Annotated in this window: 14 protein-coding genes; 1 reads left to right on the forward strand and 13 read right to left on the reverse strand. The window is 70.3% G+C overall.

All coding sequences use genetic code 11. The features are described from left to right. Nucleotides 1-47: 47 nt before the first annotated feature. Entirely contained in the window at nt 48-1,652 is a 1,605-nt protein-coding gene (locus PRL19_RS15195) for an ABC transporter substrate-binding protein (RefSeq protein WP_337960262.1), read from the reverse strand. Nucleotides 1,653-1,887: 235 nt separating this feature from the next. Between PRL19_RS15195 and PRL19_RS15200 the strand changes: the two genes are divergently transcribed. Next, entirely contained in the window at nt 1,888-2,502 is a 615-nt protein-coding gene (locus PRL19_RS15200; protein ID WP_273743461.1) for an aspartate/glutamate racemase family protein, read from the forward strand. 2 nt (nt 2,503-2,504) lie between these two features. Here PRL19_RS15200 and PRL19_RS15205 read toward each other — a convergent pair whose 3' ends face one another. The 12 genes from PRL19_RS15205 to gmk all read right to left on the reverse strand — a co-directional run bounded on the left by PRL19_RS15205 (nt 2,505) and on the right by gmk (nt 16,141). Next, complete coding sequence (locus PRL19_RS15205; RefSeq protein ID WP_273743462.1) at nt 2,505-5,135, reverse strand: AAA family ATPase; 2,631 nt, start codon at nt 5,133-5,135, stop codon at nt 2,505-2,507. Beyond that, nucleotides 5,132-6,244, reverse strand: coding sequence for a metallophosphoesterase family protein (locus tag PRL19_RS15210; RefSeq protein WP_273743463.1), 1,113 nt, complete (start codon nt 6,242-6,244; stop codon nt 5,132-5,134). The genes PRL19_RS15205 and PRL19_RS15210 overlap by 4 nt, the downstream gene beginning before the upstream one ends. Before the next feature lie 33 nt (nt 6,245-6,277). Further along, nucleotides 6,278-6,709 carry a DUF2141 domain-containing protein gene (locus PRL19_RS15215; RefSeq protein WP_273743464.1) on the reverse strand — a complete coding sequence of 144 codons (432 nt, stop codon included), beginning with the start codon at nt 6,707-6,709 and terminating at the stop codon, nt 6,278-6,280. Between the two features lie 138 nt (nt 6,710-6,847). After that, the gene (locus PRL19_RS15220; protein WP_045998869.1) at nt 6,848-7,171 is read right to left on the reverse strand and encodes a 2Fe-2S iron-sulfur cluster-binding protein; all 324 of its coding nucleotides are present in this window, start codon (nt 7,169-7,171) and stop codon (nt 6,848-6,850) included. 100 nt (nt 7,172-7,271) lie between these two features. Further along, nucleotides 7,272-8,669, reverse strand: a complete 1,398-nt coding sequence (locus tag PRL19_RS15225) for a DegQ family serine endoprotease (RefSeq protein WP_232303267.1) — start codon at nt 8,667-8,669, stop codon at nt 7,272-7,274. Between the two features lie 374 nt (nt 8,670-9,043). Beyond that, nucleotides 9,044-10,255 carry a protease modulator HflC gene (hflC, locus tag PRL19_RS15230; RefSeq protein ID WP_273743465.1) on the reverse strand — a complete coding sequence of 404 codons (1,212 nt, stop codon included), beginning with the start codon at nt 10,253-10,255 and terminating at the stop codon, nt 9,044-9,046. Further along, entirely contained in the window at nt 10,255-11,553 is a 1,299-nt protein-coding gene (gene hflK / locus PRL19_RS15235; protein WP_194885723.1) for an FtsH protease activity modulator HflK, read from the reverse strand. Before hflK ends, hflC begins: the two co-directional genes overlap by 1 nt. Nucleotides 11,554-11,668: 115 nt before the next feature. Further along, complete coding sequence (gene gorA / locus PRL19_RS15240) at nt 11,669-13,048, reverse strand: glutathione-disulfide reductase (RefSeq protein ID WP_273743466.1); 1,380 nt, start codon at nt 13,046-13,048, stop codon at nt 11,669-11,671. A gap of 1 nt (nt 13,049) precedes the next feature. Beyond that, nucleotides 13,050-13,802: a ribose-5-phosphate isomerase RpiA gene (rpiA, locus tag PRL19_RS15245; protein WP_127898834.1), complete on the reverse strand. Its 753-nt coding sequence runs from the start codon at nt 13,800-13,802 to the stop codon at nt 13,050-13,052. Between the two features lie 74 nt (nt 13,803-13,876). Continuing rightward, nucleotides 13,877-14,983 carry an ATP-binding protein gene (locus PRL19_RS15250; RefSeq protein WP_273743467.1) on the reverse strand — a complete coding sequence of 369 codons (1,107 nt, stop codon included), beginning with the start codon at nt 14,981-14,983 and terminating at the stop codon, nt 13,877-13,879. Between the two features lie 4 nt (nt 14,984-14,987). Further along, the gene (locus tag PRL19_RS15255) at nt 14,988-15,512 is read right to left on the reverse strand and encodes a gamma carbonic anhydrase family protein (protein ID WP_273743468.1); all 525 of its coding nucleotides are present in this window, start codon (nt 15,510-15,512) and stop codon (nt 14,988-14,990) included. After that, entirely contained in the window at nt 15,509-16,141 is a 633-nt protein-coding gene (gmk, locus tag PRL19_RS15260) for a guanylate kinase (protein WP_176695079.1), read from the reverse strand. The genes PRL19_RS15255 and gmk overlap by 4 nt, the downstream gene beginning before the upstream one ends. Between the last annotated feature and the right edge of the window lie 77 nt (nt 16,142-16,218).

Raw genomic sequence — 16,218 nt, forward strand, 5'->3', positions numbered from 1 at the left:
GTGTCCCTGGCTGGGCCGCACCCGCAACGGGCGCGGCCGGTTGCGGGTCACTCGGCCATCGTTATGGACGAGAAGTTCAGGTACCAGTTCTGCGGTTGCACGAAGCCCTGTACCTTGGGCGACATGGCGCGGGGCGCCACGTCATGCGTGACCATCAGGAACAGCGCATCATCGACGAACTTCTCATGCGTGCGGCGCAGGACCGCGTCCTGTTCGGCGGGGTCGAAGGTCGTCTTGATCTCCTCGAACAGGCCCTGCATGTCCTCGTCGCAGTAATGGCCCCAGTTGGTGCCGTTAGGTGCCATCAGGTCGCAATCCAGGTGCCGGATGAAGCCGGTGAACGGGTCCTGGATGAAGTAGGTGAAGTTGATCGACTGCGATCCCTCGACCGACGGATCGGCGGCGCCTGCGCGCCACAGGTTGATCATCTGGTTCCACTCGACGACCATGAACTCGACGTCGATCCAGGCTTGGGCCAGCGACTGCTGGATGTATTCGTTCATCGGCAGCGGCAGCATCTGGCCCGACCCGGAGGGAGAGATCAGCGCCTTGACCTTCAGCCGGTTGTCGGGGCCGAACCCGGCCTCGGTCATCAAGGCCTGCGCGGCCTCCAGGTCATAGGTGACGTCGAAATCCGGCTCTCCGAACCATTGCGATTCGGGCGGCACGAACCCCTTGGCCGGGATCATCAGCCCGCCCAGCAGCGCGCCCATCGCCTCGCGGTCGATGGCCAGGTTCGCGGCCTTGCGCACGCGGATGTCGTTCCAGGGCGACCCCTCGACCCGGCTCAGGTGCCAGGTCCAGTTATGCGGCAGCGCATTCTGGGTGATGGCAAAGCCGTTGCCCTGCATCGCGGGGATGGTGTCGGGGGCCGGCGCCTCGATCCAGTCGACCTGCCCCGACATCAGCGCGGCCGAGCGTGCATTCGATTCCGGCAACGGGATCAGCACCAGCCGGTCCAGCTTGGGAATGCGCGTCTCGTCCCAGTAATCGGCAAAGGGCACCAGCTCGGCCCGTTCGCGCGGGACAAAGGATTCCATCATCCACGGCCCCGTCCCCGACGGCTTGGCCGCGACCTGCTCCCAGTCCTTGCCCAGAGCCTCCCAGTTGGCCTTGGACGACATCATCACCCAGGCCAGCTGATAGGGCAGCGTGGCGTCCGGCTCATGCGTGATGATCTCGACCGTCAGATCGTCCACGGCGCGATAGCTGGCGATGGCGGGAATGCGCGACTTGCCCTGCGCCGATTGGCGCGGATCATACTGTTCGGCGCTTTCGTCCAGCAGCTTGTCCAGGTTCCAGACCACGTTCTCGGCGTTGAACGGGCTGCCGTCGTGGAAGGTCACCCCCTCGCGCAGCGTGAAGGTCCAGCGGGTGCGGTCGGCCTCGTCGGCCTCCCATGCGGTGGCCAGGCCCGGCACCAGGCCGGACGGCCCGTCGCCCTGCGTCAGATCCCAGTTGATCAGCGCGTCATAGACCGTATAGCCGATAAAGCGCAGCCCCTCGCCGCCCTGATCGGGCTGGCCGGTGGTCAGCGGGATGTCGGCGGCGGTCATGCCGATGCGCAGCGTGCCTTGGGCCATGGCCGCAGGTCCGGCCAGCACCGCCACCGAAAGCGCCAATGCGGCGATGCCTTTTCTCAGATCAAGCACGGTCGTTCTCCCTGTTGGCCGGGGTCGTTGCTGCCCCGAATTGGGATCACCTTGGACCGCCGCTGCAGGGCTGCGCAGCGGCGGGCGGGCATCGCGCGGGGGTCGGTTCGCAAAAAACCTGCGTGCTGCACGCCGGGCGGTCAGATTGCTGACAATTCCTGCACGCAATGTTTTCGCCATCGCGGCCGGTCTTTCGGGATGGACAGCGCATCGATAAGCGGGCCACAGGCGCGGGATGATCCTGCTGGCCAATCCCAATGCGAACCCGGTCACGACCGCGGCGATGTGCGCGATCGCGGCGCCGTGGCTGGCGGACCTTCAGGGGTGGACGGCGCCCACAGGGCCGCAGGTGATCGTCACCCCGGACCAGTTGGACCGTGCGGCCGACGGCATCGCGGCGCTGCACCCGCCCGCGGCGTGTCGCGGCGTGATCGTCGCCGCCTTCGGCGATCCGGGCGCGGATCGGCTGGCAGCCCGCCTTGCGGTGCCGGTGATCGGCATCGGGGCCGCAGCCGCGCGGGCGGCGGCGCAGGGGGGGCGCGCCTTTGCGGTCGCGACCACCACCCCTGCCCTGCGGGACCGGATCGACGCGCTGATGCGGGGGCAGCCCGGCCGCTATCTGGGGTGTCACCTGACCGACAGCCCAGATGTGATGGGCGATCCCGACGCGCTGGATCACGCCCTGCTGGAGGCGGTGATGCGGGCCGCGGCAGCCGGTGCCGAGGCGGTGATCATCGGCGGCGGCCCATTGGCGCAGGCGGCGGTCCGGCTGGCGCCCCTGTCCCCCGTACCGCTGATCCAGCCCGTCCCCGAGGCCGCGCGCGCGATGGCGCAGCTGCTGGCCCGCTGAGGTTACAGGTCCTCGATCCGGACATGGGCGCGGGTGCCGCCCAGGGACTGGAACGCCCGCTGGCGGCAGGTCAGGACCAGCACCTGCTGATCGGTGGCGACGCGGTGCAGCGCGGTGAACATCGCCTCGATCCGGTCGTCATCGGTGTGGACCAGCGCATCGTCCAGGATCACCGGGACCGGCCGCCCGGCCTGCGCGAACAGGCGCGCAAAGGCCAGCCGCGTCAGGATCGCCACCTGTTCGCGCGTGCCGCCCGACAGGATGTCCAGCGGTTCGGCCTGTCCGTCACGGGTCAGCGCATGCGGCAGCAGGGTCTGGTCGTCGATCTGCAGCGCCGCGCCGGGATGAAGGATCGACAACAGCGGCTGCAGCTCGCGCACCACCGGCTTGAAATAGGCATCGCGCTGGCGCGTGCGCGCCTGCTCCAGCGTGTCGCGCAGGCGCGTCAGGGCGGCCATCTCGGCGGCATAGCGGTCAGCGCGGGCGTGGGCCTCGGCGCACTGCCCGGACAGTTCGTCCAGCGTTTCCTCGATCCCCTCCTCGGCCAACAGCGCGATGCGGGTGTTCAGCGCGGCAAGGTCGCGCTCCATCGTCTCCGCGTCGCGCCGGGCCTGTTCGGCAGCACTGGTGGCACGCGACAGCGCGGCCTGGGCGGTGGTCAGGTCGGGGGCCGCATCCGACAGGGTGGCGCACAGCCGGGCGGCCTCGGCGCTGCGGGCCGACAGGTCGGGCAGCGTGGCGGCCAGCGCATCCAGACGCGCCGCCAGATCGTCCAGCGATCCGGCCTCGGCCAGCACATCCGCCAGCGCGCGTTCGGCGGAACGGCGCTCTCCCTCGGCATCGGCACGCGCCTCCCCGGCGGCGGTCGCGGCCTCATGGGCGCTGCGGGATTGGGACTGCGCCTGCGCCTCGGCGGTATCGGCGGCGGTCAGCAGAGGTTCCAGCACTGCCGCGTCCTCGGCATCCGCAGGGGCATCGGCAGCCTCGGCCGTGGCCAGGGCCAGTGCTTCGCGCAACGCATCCAGGCCCAGCGGCGCCAGATCGTCCAGCGCCTGCGCCCCCTGGCGCAGCGCATCGTCCAGCCGCGTCGCGCGGTTCAGCCGGTCACGCGCATCGGCCAGATCGGCCGCCCCACAATCCTGCAGCGCGCTTGCCACGTCCCGCTGCGCCTGCCCCAGATCTGCGGCAAGCTGCGCCCCCCGCCCCGATCCCGGATCGACGCTGATCGCGCCAAAGCCCGGCAGCGTGACGTGCGTCCGCCCCGGCACCGCCCATGCACCCTCGACGGGGGTTCCGTCCGCCAGCGTCGCCAGAGGCCCGTCCGCGTGAAATTCGATGGTCACCGCCTGTGCCTCGGCCCGCGCGTCCAGGCGGTCCAGCACCGTCTGTGCCTGATCCAGCCGTGCCATCGCCTTGGGTGTGATGGTCAGCCGCGCCCGCTGTGCCCGATCCGCGTGCAGCTGCGCCTGCAGCGCCTGCGCCCGGTCCAGCCGATGGGTCAGATCGACCACCCGAGACCGCGCCGCAAGCGCCAGCCGCGCCTGCTGTGCCCGCGACAGGCGTCCGCGCAGATCGCGCGCGACCTCGCCAGCCTGGCGGTGCGCCTCGGCAGCCTGCGAATCGCGCAGGGCCAGCACCTCGGCGCGATCGCGGGCGGCCACCGCGCGCGCTTCGGCCAGGCGCAGCGTCTCGCGGGCCTGGGTCACGCGGTCGGACAGCTGTCGGGTCTGGTCGATCTGCTGGCGCGCGGTCGTCTCGGCCATCCGGGCCAGCGTCAGGTCGCGTTCCGCCTGCGCCAGGCGGTCTGCATGCTTGCGGGCGGCCTGATGCGCCTCCTCGGCCTGCGTCAGGGCAGCCTGGCGGGCCCGTGCTGCCTCCGGGTCTGTCACGCGGGCCAGCATACGCGTCACCTCGGAGCGGCGGGCCAAGTCGCCGGACAGACGCGCGGCCTTGTCGCGAGCCTCGGTTTCGGCACGGGACAGTCGCTCGGCCTCCTCGATCGCACGCTGCCATTCTCCCCCGGCCCTGGGGCGGCCGGTGGCGGTGGCCAGCCGTGCCATCTCCTGCCCGACGCGGTCCAGGACCGCGTCCATGCGCCGCCCCCCGGTCATCATGTCGATCTCTCCGGTGACGGAAGACAGCAGGTCGCGCCGCGTCCCAAGGTTGCGATCGCGGTCCTGCCGGTCCGCGGCGCTGTTGCCTTCCGGCTCCAGCCCCAACAGGCCCTGGCGGACCCACAACAGACCCGACGGTCCGGCCAGCCCCCCATCCAGCAGGCGGTCGATCCAGGCCTCGGCCTCGTCCTCCTGGGCGATCAGGCGGCCTTGCGCGTCCGTGATCCGCGCGTGCGCGCGCGACAGGAACCGCTTGTGGATGCGGAACCGCCCTTGGGCCGATTCGATCTCGACCGCCACCTCAGGCGCGCCGCCGGCATGGGGTTGCAGCGCCTTGACCGGTGCGCGGCTGCTGCGGTGGCGTTCAAAGAACAGCGCGTGCAGCGCATCGAAAAAGGTGGATTTGCCGAACTCGTTCGGTTCGGACAGAACCGTGATGCCGTCGCCCAGGTCGGACAGCACCGCCCGGCGCCCGGCAAAGCGGCGAAGGTTGGTCAGCTCGATCGCGCGCAGCTTCATGCCTGCACCTCCTGCGCAAAGCTGTACAGGCGCGACAGCGCCGCGGCCGAGATGTCGCGGTCGGCCTGCGACCGCTGCGGGTCGGTCGTATCCGCCAGCAGCGCGTCGGCGGCGTGGCGCAGCGCGCCCGCGCGGTCGATCAGGTCCAGATCGTCGGGCCGGGCCTCGACCTGCAGGGCGGACAAGTCGGCGGCGAACCAGCCGTAATCGGGCGCAGCCGCCTGCAGGGCCGCGTCCAGCGCCGCACGGTCCGACAGGGCCAGCCTGCCGCCTGCCGTCACGCTGACCAGATGATCGCGTGCCCGTTCCGTCGGCAGGGCGCGCGTCAGCGCCGCCCGCACATCCGCGCCGGGCAGCAGGTCCAGGTGCGAGCGGGTCCAGCGGAACTGCCCCACGGGCACCGCCTGCACCGTCACCTGGGCGCCCAGTTCGACCAGCAGCGCACCCGCCGGGCCGTCATGCTTGAAGCTGTCGGCCTCTGGCGCGCCCGAATACCAGGTCGCGGGGCCGATCTGGCGCTGTCCGTGCCAATCGCCAAGTGCCAGGTAATCCAGCCCCGACCGCGCCGCACGGTCGGGCGGAATGATGCCCGTTCGCCCGTCGCTCTCGTCGAAATCCGTCACCGGGCCGTGGCCCAAGCCGATCCGCCGCGCGCCTTGCGGCGTGGCCGCGTCCATCGCCTGCGTCAGGTCGCGCCCGGCGCGACGCTGCGTGCAAGGCGCGGGCAGCAGCCAGACGTCGTCGGCCAAGGTCACCGGGCCGTCATCCAGCAGGGGTTTCAGGTTCGCCGGGCCATCGGTCGCGATGTGCCGCCACAGCTCGGTCGCCGCCAGGCTGTCATGGTTGCCGGGCAGCATGATCCAGCGGATGTCTGCCTCCTCCGCCATCGCGCGAAGCGCCTGGCGCAGGGTGTCGGGGGCCGGGGTTTCCGCGTCGAAACTGTCGCCCGCCAGCAGCACGACCTGTGCACCGCCCTGCCGGGCGGCCTGGGCCAGGCGCCCGATGGCGGCATGACGCGCCTCGCGCAGGCGGTTGCGGATACCCTCGGGATAGCCGCCGAAGGGCTTGCCCAAATGCAGATCCGATGCGTGCAGAAAGCGGAATGTCATGCGTGAAAATCCTTGTCGGTCAACGGGTCACAGTCACGGATCAAGGTCGATCCGCAATTGCAGCGGGTCGGTGCCCATGTCGAACGCGGCCTCGTCAAAACGCGGCGCGCGCAAGCGCGGTGCAGGCCCGACAGAAATGCCCCAGCGTTCCTGCGGCATTCCCAGCACGTTGGTGTCCAGCCGCCCGTTGGCATTCGCATCATGCAGCACCGCCACCGCATAGCGTCCCGGCATCACGCCCTCGAACGTGCAGACAGCCTGGCCACCGCGCGGCGGGGACGCGTCATGGACCGCGCCCGCCCCGTCGGGAAACCCCGCGGGATCGGCATGCAGGCTGCAGGCCAGCACGCCGCGGTCATCGGGGATGCCGGTCACCGTCACCTGGATGGTGCCCGCGATCGCGGGCGCGGCCAGCGTGGTTGCGGCGACCAAGGCCGCGATCCCGATCCTGCGACGATGCTGCATCCGTTCCCCCGTGACGGTCGTGACATGACGTGGCAGGTCACCACGAAACGCGGTGCCGGACAACCGCCGCCAGGGCCTGATACGCAGATGGCCGCGCCTGTGCGGGCGCGGCCATCGACACGTCACCGTGAGGGACGATCAGATCTGGCGTTCGGGCATCTGCACGACCAAGCCGTCCAGCGCCTCGGTCACTTTCAGCTGGCAGGTCAGGCGCGACCGTTCGGGGTCGGGCTTGTAGGCAAAGTCCAGCATGTCCTGCTCCATCGGGTCCACCGGCGGCAGCTTGTCCGTCCATTCCGGCGCCACATAGACATGGCAGGTCGAACAGGCGCAGGCGCCGCCGCAATCGGCGTCGATGCCGGGAATGCCGTTGTCGCGCGCACCCTCCATCACGGTCATGCCGGGGCGGACCTCGACCTGGTGGCGGGTGCCGTTGTGTTCGATGTAGGTAATCTTCGCCATGAGTGCTTGTTCCCTTGTGTTCCCCGGAATTACGGGATCGGACGGCCATTGAAAAGGGGCAGCCCCGAAAGGCCGCCCCTCTTTTGCCATGGGCCGCAGCTTATTCGACCGGAGCCGTGTCCTCGTCCGCGGGGGCGGTCTCTGACAGGGGCAGCGCCACGAACAGCGGCTCTCCGCCACGGCGGATCAGCATCAGGACCGACCGGCGACCGGCCTCGCGGGCCTCGTCGATGCGGGCATTCAGGTCGGCCACGCTGGCGACGGACTGCTGGTTGACGTCGGTGATGATGTCGCCGGGGGCCAGGCCCTTTTCTGCGGCCGCACCCTCGGGGTCGATGCCGGTGATGGCCAGGCCGGTCGCGTCACGCGGCGCACCCAGCTCGGCCGCCATTTCAGGCGTCAGCACCGTCACGGTCATGCCCAGGACATCGCTCTCCGACGGCTCTGCCGCCGCAGGCGATTCCGACGCGCCGTTCTGTGCCGTCTCGCGGCGACCCAGGGTCACATCCAGCGTCAGTTCGTCGCCGTCGCGCATCACCACGACCTGCGCGGTCTCTCCCGCCGGGGCCTCGGCCACGCGGCGGACGAGGCCGCGGGTGTCCTCGACCTCGGTGCCGGCAAAGCTGGTGATGACGTCGCCCGTCTGCAGGCCTGCATCGCGCGCCGGGCCTTCGGGAACGTCGGTGATCATCGCGCCGCCAGCCACGTTCAGACCCATCGCTTCGGACATTTCCGGGGTCACATCCTGGATCATGACACCCAGCCAGCCGCGGCGGGTCTCGCCGAATTCCTGCAGCTGTTCAACGACTTGCGACACGACATTCGACGCCATCGAGAAACCGATGCCGATCGATCCGCCGTTGGGCGACAGGATCGCGGTGTTCACGCCGATCACTTCGCCCTTCAGGTTGAACAGCGGCCCGCCGGAGTTGCCGCGGTTGATCGCCGCGTCGGTCTGCAGATAATCGTCATAGGTCCCCGACAGCTCGCGGTTGCGCGCCGACACGATCCCGGAACTGGCCGAAAAGCCTTGACCCAGCGGGTTGCCAAGCGCCAGGACCCAGTCGCCCACGCGGGCGCTGTCGCTGTCGCCGAAAGTGACGAAGGGGATCGGCGTCTCGCTGGTGACCTTCAGCAGGGCCACGTCGGTGTTCGGGTCGGTACCCACCACCTCGGCGGGCAGCGTCTCGCCGGAATAGAACTCGATCTCGATCTGGTCGGCGCCCTCGATGACGTGGTTGTTCGTGACGATGAACCCGTCGGCCGAGATGACGAAGCCCGACCCCAGCGCGTTGGACCGCTGCGGGCTGCGGGGCGTCGGCATCCCTTCCGGTGCACCGGGGCCGCCGGGCAGGCCGAATTCGCGGAACAGGTCGGCAAAGGGGCTGCCCTCGGGGAAGGCCGGCCCGCCGGTCGGCTGCGACACGACCGAGGTCGTGGTGATGTTCACCACCGCGGGCGAGACCTGCTGCGCCAGGTCGGCAAAGCTGCCGGGCATGACCTGGGACGTGTCGGCGGTCGCGGCGTCCGCCCCCAGTGGCTGGTTGGCCTCGGCGGCCTCCTGGGCCTGCTGGCTGACCTCGGGGGGCACGTCGTCATTGGCCGGGTCGACGGCCTGCGCGCCGGCTTGGCCAAGCCCCACCGCCAGCGCCAGTGCCGACGCGGTCAGGATATGGCGAGGGAAAAGCGGTTTCATGCGGGATGTCCTCATCTCTCGACGGCAGCGATCAGGGGCGGGTGCCCGGACTGCCTGTTGGATATGACGCCAATGTAAGGTGCCGTGGCAAATAAACCACGCTCTCGACTTGTGAACAGATCGTGATTTTCATTGCAGAAACGGGCGAAGGTTTCCCTCCGCCCGCCTCGGGTTCGTCAGTTGGCGGGCGCGGGTTCCGCCGCCGTATCCTCGGCCGGGGCCTCGGGGGCCGGGGCTTCCTCGACCGGCGCATCCTCGCTCTGGGCAGCGCCCTCAGCCGGGGCGTCCGGCGACAGGATCTCGGACGGCTCCTGCGGGGGCGTGGCCAGATTCTCGGGCACCGGGGTCAGCTCGATCCCGGCGGATTCGCCCAGACGATTGCCGTCGCGGTCGACCACCTCGGGAACGACCAGCTCCTCGCCTTCGGGCGTTTCGGCGGGACCGTTCAGACCCAGCCGCTCGGCCGAATTGCCCGGCGGTACCGGCGTCGATGCGGGGTTGGCGTTCGCAGCCCCGTCGCTGGACAGATAGCTGAAGAACTCGCTGTCCGGCTGCATCACCAGCGAGCTGTTGCTGCCCTGAAGCGCGCGCTGATACGAGGTCAGCGAGCGGGTGAAGGCAAAGAACTCGGGGTCGCGGCCATAGGCGTCGGCATAGATCGCGTTGCGCTGCGCGTCGGCCTCGCCTCGGACGATCTCGGACCGGCGGCCGGCCTCGGAGGTCAGCTCGACCACGGTCCGGTCGGCGGCGGCGCGGACGCGCTGCGCAGCCTCGTTGCCGCGTGCAACCTCGTCGGCGGCCTCGCGGGCACGCTCGGCCCGCATCCGGGCATAGGTCGCGTTCAGGTTCTGCTCGGGCAGGTCGGTGCGGGTCAGGCGGACGTCGATGATCTCGATCCCCAGGCCGCCCGAATTCGACCGCGCCTCGTCGCGGATCTGGTTCATCAAGCTGGTCCGATCATCCGACAGGACCGAGGTCGAGGGCACCGTACCCAGAACGCCGCGAATGGCGTCGATCACGATCGGCTCCAGGCGCATTTCGGCGGCCTGGATGCCCTGCACGCCGACCGCCTGGCGGAACCGCACCGGATCGGTGATGCGCCAGCGGGCGAATGCGTCGACCACCAGGCGGCGGTCGTCCAGCGGGGTGACCTCCAGCGGGCTGGTCGGCAGACCCAGGATGCGCCCGTCGTACTTCACCACGTTGTCGATGAAGGGCAGCTTGAAGTTCAGGCCCGGCGTCTCCTGCACGTCGACGACCCGGCCAAGACGCAGCACCAGCGCCTTTTCCCGCTCGTCCACGATGAACAGGGCCGATCCGGCCAGGACGGCGACGACGACCACGGCCGGCAGGGCCAGGGCGGTCAGCAGGTTCTTGCGCGCAGCCATCAGTTCGTCCCTCCGCTGGTCGTGGTGGTGCCGGGCTGGGTGCCCGCCTGCGTGCCGGTGGTCTGGCCCGCGCCTTGGCCGGCGGTCGGCGCCGGGGGCGTGGCGCCGCCCTGCCCCGTGCCGCGCAGCTGGTCCAGCGGCAGATAGGGCACGATGCCCGAGCCACCCTCGCCACCGCCGATGCCCTCACCGATGATGATCTTGTTCACGCCGCCCAGAACCTGCTCCATCGTCTCTAGATACATCCGGCGACGGGTCACGTCGGGCGCGTTCACGTATTCCTCGTAGATCGAGTTGAAGCGCGCGGCCTCACCCGCGGCGGTGTTGACCGCCTCGGCGCGATAGGCTTCGGCCTGTTCCAGGATCTGGGCCGCCTGACCCCGGGCTGCGGCCAGTTCGCGGTTGGCATAGGCGTCGGCCTCGTTCTGCAGACGGTCACGCTCCTGCTGGGCTGCCTGCACCTCGCGGAAGGCGTCGATGACCTCCTCGGGCGGGTCGGCGCGGTCCAGGTTGACGCGGATCACGTTGATCCCCGACTGATAGCTGTCCAGCGTGCTTTGCACGGCGGCGCGCAGGTCGCTGGCGATCACGCCGCGGTCGCGGTTCAGGATCGGGGCCAGTTCGCTGCGCGCGATGATGTCGCGCATCGCCGCCTCGGACACGGCGCGGATCGTGTCTGCTGGGTCGGCCAGGTTGAACAGGTACATCTGCGGATCGCGGATGTTCCAGACCACCTGGTATTCCATGTTCACGATGTTCTGGTCGCTGGTCAGCATCAGGCCGCTGTCCATCGGGCCGGCCTGGCCGGTGCCGATCTCGGTCACGCGTTCGTTCGTGACGGGCACGACCTCGGCGGTGACGACGGGCCAGGGGGCAAAGTTCAGACCCTCGGTCCCCACGGCGATGGCGCGGCCGAACAGGAACTCGACCGACTGTTCGTTGGTCTGGACACGATAGAAGCTGGCAAAGGCCCACAGACCGACCGCAGCCAGGCCCGCCACGACCAAGGTCGAGCGGTTCAGGCCAAAGTTCGGACCCATCGGGCTGCGACCGCCGCCGCCACCCCCGCCCGTGCCGCCGCCGGTGCCGCGACCGCCCATCAGCACGCGCAGGCGTTCCTGGCCCTTCTTCATGAGGTCCTCGATCTCGGGGCGCTGCGGATCGTTGTTCGGACGGCGCGGCCCGCCGGGGGGCGGCTGTTCGCCCCAGGGACGGCCGGCAGGCTTCTTGTCACGATCCCCGTCATCCCGGCCGCCGTTGCCGCCGCCGCCTCCGCCCCAGGGGCCCTGATTTGCCATCCGATAGACCTTCTTTCGTAGAAATTTCCGTTAGTTGAAAACTGGGGCGCGCGGCCGAAATGTCAACCCTGACACCCGCCCCTGGCCGCGACCCAAGGCCGCGCCCACGGGATTGTCAGCCCGCCACGCCCTGATGCCGGCGCGTGGGCTGGCGCATCGTCACCAACTCCTCGGCCGCGGTCGGGTGGACGGCCACGGTCGCGTCGAACTGCGCCTTGGTCGCGCCCATGGTGATGGCGATGGCGGCCAGCTGGATCATCTCCCCGGCCTCGGGGCCGAAGATGTGACAGCCCAGCACGCGGTCGTCCGCCGGATCGACCAGCAGCTTCATCATCACCTTGGCGTCGCTGCCCGCGAACATAGACCGCATCGGCCGGAAGGTCGTCGCGAAGACGTCGACCGGACCGCGCGCCTTGGCCTCCTCCTCGGTCAGGCCGAGGCTGGCCAGCTCGTGCGGGCGCAGATAGACGGCGCTGGCGACCAACCCGTGATCGACCGTCCGGGGCCGTGCGCCGAACACCGTGTCGGCAAACGCATGCCCTTCGCGGATCGCGACCGGGGTCAGGTTGACGCGGTCGGTCACGTCGCCCACCGCAAAGATCGACGGCACGCAGGTCTGTGACCATTCGTCGACCTCGATCGCGCCGTTGGGTTTCGTACGGACCTCGGTCGTCTCAAGGCCCAGACCCCGGGTATAGGGGTCGCGCCCGGTCGCCATCAGCACGGCGTCGAAACGATCGTCCGATCCGTCGTCGAAGCGCACGCGGATGCCGTCGTCGTCGCGTTCCAGCGCCGCGGGCGTCAGGCCCAGGCGCAGGTCCACGCCCACCGCGCTCAGCTGCAGCGTCGCCAGGTCGCGCGCCTCGCGGTCGAAACCGCGCAGCACCGCGTCACCGCGATAGGCCTGCACCGTGTCCACCCCCAGCCCCGCCAGGATCGTCGCGAATTCGCAGGCGATGAAGCCGCCGCCGACCAGCAGGATGCGCCCCGGCAGCCTGTCCATCAGGAACAGGTCGTCCGAGATCATCGCCAGCTCCTCTCCGGGAATGCCGATGGGCGCGGGACGGCCGCCGGCCGCGATCAGGATGTGGCGGGCCGTCTTCGTCGTACCGTCGGCCAGCCGGACCCGGTGATGGCCGTCCAGCGTGGCACGCTGGTCGTGGATCTCGACCCCCGCGCGGGTCAGGCCGGCGCGATAGATCACTTCCAGGCGCGACAGTTCGGCGTCCAGCTTCTCGCGGAACACCTCCCAGTCGAATGCCCCGGCCTGCGCGTCGCACCAGCCATAGCCGCGCATCTCCTCGGCCATCAGCCCGGCCTGAGAGGCAAAGATCATCAGCTTTTTCGGGACGCAGCCGCGGATGACGCAGGTGCCGCCCATGCGGCTCTCCTCGGCCAGGCCGACCTTGGCGCCGTGCTCGCCCGCCGCGATCCGCGCCGCGCGCACCCCGCCCGAGCCGCCGCCGATGACAAACAGGTCATAGTCGAAGGTCACGTCATTCCCCTTCCTGCGCCAGCATGTCGGCGTCGATGTCGTTGCGCGCCAGTTCGATCACGCTGCCGTCCTCGCGGCCGATGATGGCCAGATCGCACATCCCCAGGAACAGCCCGTGTTCGACGACGCCGGGAATGCAGGACAGCGCCCGCGCCAGGGCGGACGGATCGGGGATCACCTCCAGGTGCAGGTCCAGGATCAGGTTGCCCTCGTCCGTGACGACCGGGTCGCTGCCCTTCAGGCGTTGAAGGATGTCGTGATCGCCCAGCTCCAGCCCCTCCAGCGCGCGGCGGATCAGCTTGCGCGTGGTCTCGAACCCGAATTCCAGCACCTCGACCGGCAGGGGAAAGGCGCCCAGCGTCTCGACCACCTTGCCGGGATCGGCGATGACCACCATGCGGTCGCTGGCGGCGGCCACGATCTTCTCGCGCAGATGCGCCGCGCCGCCGCCCTTGATCAGGTGCAGGTCGGGATCGACCTCGTCCGCGCCGTCGATGGTCATGTCCAGCCAGCCGATGTCGTCCAGGCTCTCGATGCGCAGGCCCAGGCTCTCGGCCAGCTCGGCCGTGGCGCGCGACGTCGCGGCGCAGCGCAGGGACAGACCCTCGGCCTGCACGCGGGCGGCCAGTTCGCGCACCATGACGCTGGCGGTCGAGCCGGTGCCAAGCCCCAGCCTCATCCCGTCCTCGACCAGCGCGACCGCCGCCTTGGCGGCGGCCAGCTTGGCGGGATCGACCTGCGGTGATTGCGACATGACGACATCCCCTGAAAAATCCGTTCGCCCGCTTATAGGCCAAGCCACCGCCAAGGGCGAGAGGCCGCGACCCGTCAGCCGCGCGCCAGTCCCTCGGGCAGGATCACGGTAAAGCGGCTGCCCTGCCCCACCCGGCTCTCGATCCGCAGCCGGCCGCGGTGGCGGTTCACGATGTGCTTGACGATGGCCAGGCCCAGCCCGGTACCGCCCTGTTCGCGCGACCGGTGGGTGTCCACGCGATAGAACCGCTCGGTCAGGCGCGGCAGGTGCTGCTCCTCGATGCCGTCGCCGCAGTCCTCGATGGCCACGGCCCAGGCCGGCCCGCGCAGCAGCGGTTCGTGCGCGATGCGCGACAGCGTGACGCGCAGCACGCCGCCCGATCCCCCGTACTTCACCGCGTTCTCGATCAGGTTCTGGAACACCTGGGTCAGCTGGTCGCCGTCGCCGGGCAGGCGCAGGTCGATGTCCAGCCCCTCGGTCGCGACGCTCACCCCGGCGGTCTGGATGCGCGGCGCCAGCATGGCCAGCGTTCCACGCAGCAGCCCCGGCAGATCGACCCGGCCCGAGGGGCGCGACCGCTCCTCGGCCTGCACCCGGCTCAGCGACAGCAGCTCGCTGATCAGGCGGTTCATGCGCGCGGCCTCACGCTCCATGATGTCCAGGAACCGGTCGCGGGCGCGGGCGTCGTCACGCGCCGGACCGCGCAGCGTCTCGATGAAGCCGGTCATGGCGGTCAGCGGGGTCTTCAGCTCGTGGCTGACATTGGCCACGAAATCGCGGCGCATCTGCTCGGCCTCCTCGGCCACGCTGCGGTCCAGGACGGCGACCGTCGCGCCACGCCCCAGGGGGCTTGGCAGGGGCGCCACCGTCACCTCGGCCAGGATCTCGCGGCCGTCGGCGACACAGGTCGCGCGCAGGGTGGCGACCCCGTCGGGCGCCGTGGGCAGCGTCTGATCGGGCGTAGGCGCAGGCATCCCCTCCGGGTCCAAGACCCAGTCCACGGCCTGCACGATGGCAGGATGGCGCAGCACGGTCACGAACGGTCGCCCGACCAGGCCCGGGCCGAACAGCGCCAGCGCCAGCGGATTGGCGGCGATCACCCGCGCCTCGCGGTCGACGGCCAGCATGGGCAGCGGGATGCCGTCCAGGAACCCTTCGACCCGGCGCGGCCCGGCCGCCATCGCGTCAGTCCCCCGCCGGCGACAGCCCGGCCCGGAACCGCGCCGCGTTGTCCCGGTACCGCGCCGCGGATGCCCGCAGCCCCGCCTGCGCCTCGGCGTCCAGCATCCGGACGACGCGGCCCGGGGCGCCCATGACCAGCGCGCCGTCGGGGATCACCTTGCCCTCGGGGATCAGCGCCCCTGCCCCGATCAGCGCACCCGCGCCGATGACCGCCCCGTTCAGCACCGTCGCTCCCATGCCGATCAGCGCACCGTCGCCGATCCGGCACCCGTGCAGGATCGCACGGTGCCCGATCGTGCAGTCGGCCCCGATCACCAGCGGGTGGCCCGGATCGGTGTGCAGCACGCACAGGTCCTGGACATTGCTGCCCTGCCCCACCTCGATCACCTCGGTATCACCGCGCAGAACCGCCCCGAACCAGACCGAGGCGCCCGGCGCCAGCACGATCCGCCCCATCACCTGCGCGTCCGGCGCGACCCAGGCCTGCGGGTCGATCTGCGGCGTGATCCCGTCCAGCGACCAGATCATGCGACACCTTCGGACATCAGGTCGCGGACAAAGGCGCCCAGCCCCGCCTGCCGGTCGCGGCGCAGGCGTTCCGCCGTCAGGATGGCACGCATCCGCGCCTCGGTCTGGTCCAGGTCGTCGTTGACCAGGACGTAATCGTATTCGGCCCAGTGGCTGATCTCGGATCGGCTTTTCTGCATGCGCCCGGCGATGACCGCGTCGCTGTCCTGGCCGCGGCCGCGCAGGCGGCGTTCCAGTTCGGGCAGCGACGGCGGCAGCACGAAGATCGACACGACATGCGCCCCAAGGGCCGATGCCCGGATCTGCTGGCCGCCCTGCCAGTCCACGTCGAACAGCGTGTCGCGCCCGGCCAGCATCGCCTGTTCGACCGGCCCGCGCGGGCTGCCGTAAAGGTTTCCGAAGACCTCGGCATGTTCCAGCATCTGCCCCTCGGCGACCATCCGCAGAAAGCCGTCGCGGGTGGTGAAATGGTAGTGCTCTCCGTCGATCTCTCCGGGCCGCGGCGCCCGCGTGGTGGCCGAGACCGAGAAGCGCAGCCCCGCGTCCCAGTCCATCAACCGCCGCGCCAGCGTGGATTTCCCCGCCCCGGAGGGCGATGACAGGATGACCATCAGGCCGGTGCGTTCGATCATGGCGGCATGTTCCCTGGCGGTTGGTCGCGATGCGTCCGGGGATGCCCCGTCGCGCCGCAGGGGTCAAGACCCGC

Origin of the sequence: Paracoccus marcusii, assembly GCF_028621715.1 — a bacterium.
Taxonomy (GTDB): domain Bacteria; phylum Pseudomonadota; class Alphaproteobacteria; order Rhodobacterales; family Rhodobacteraceae; genus Paracoccus; species Paracoccus marcusii.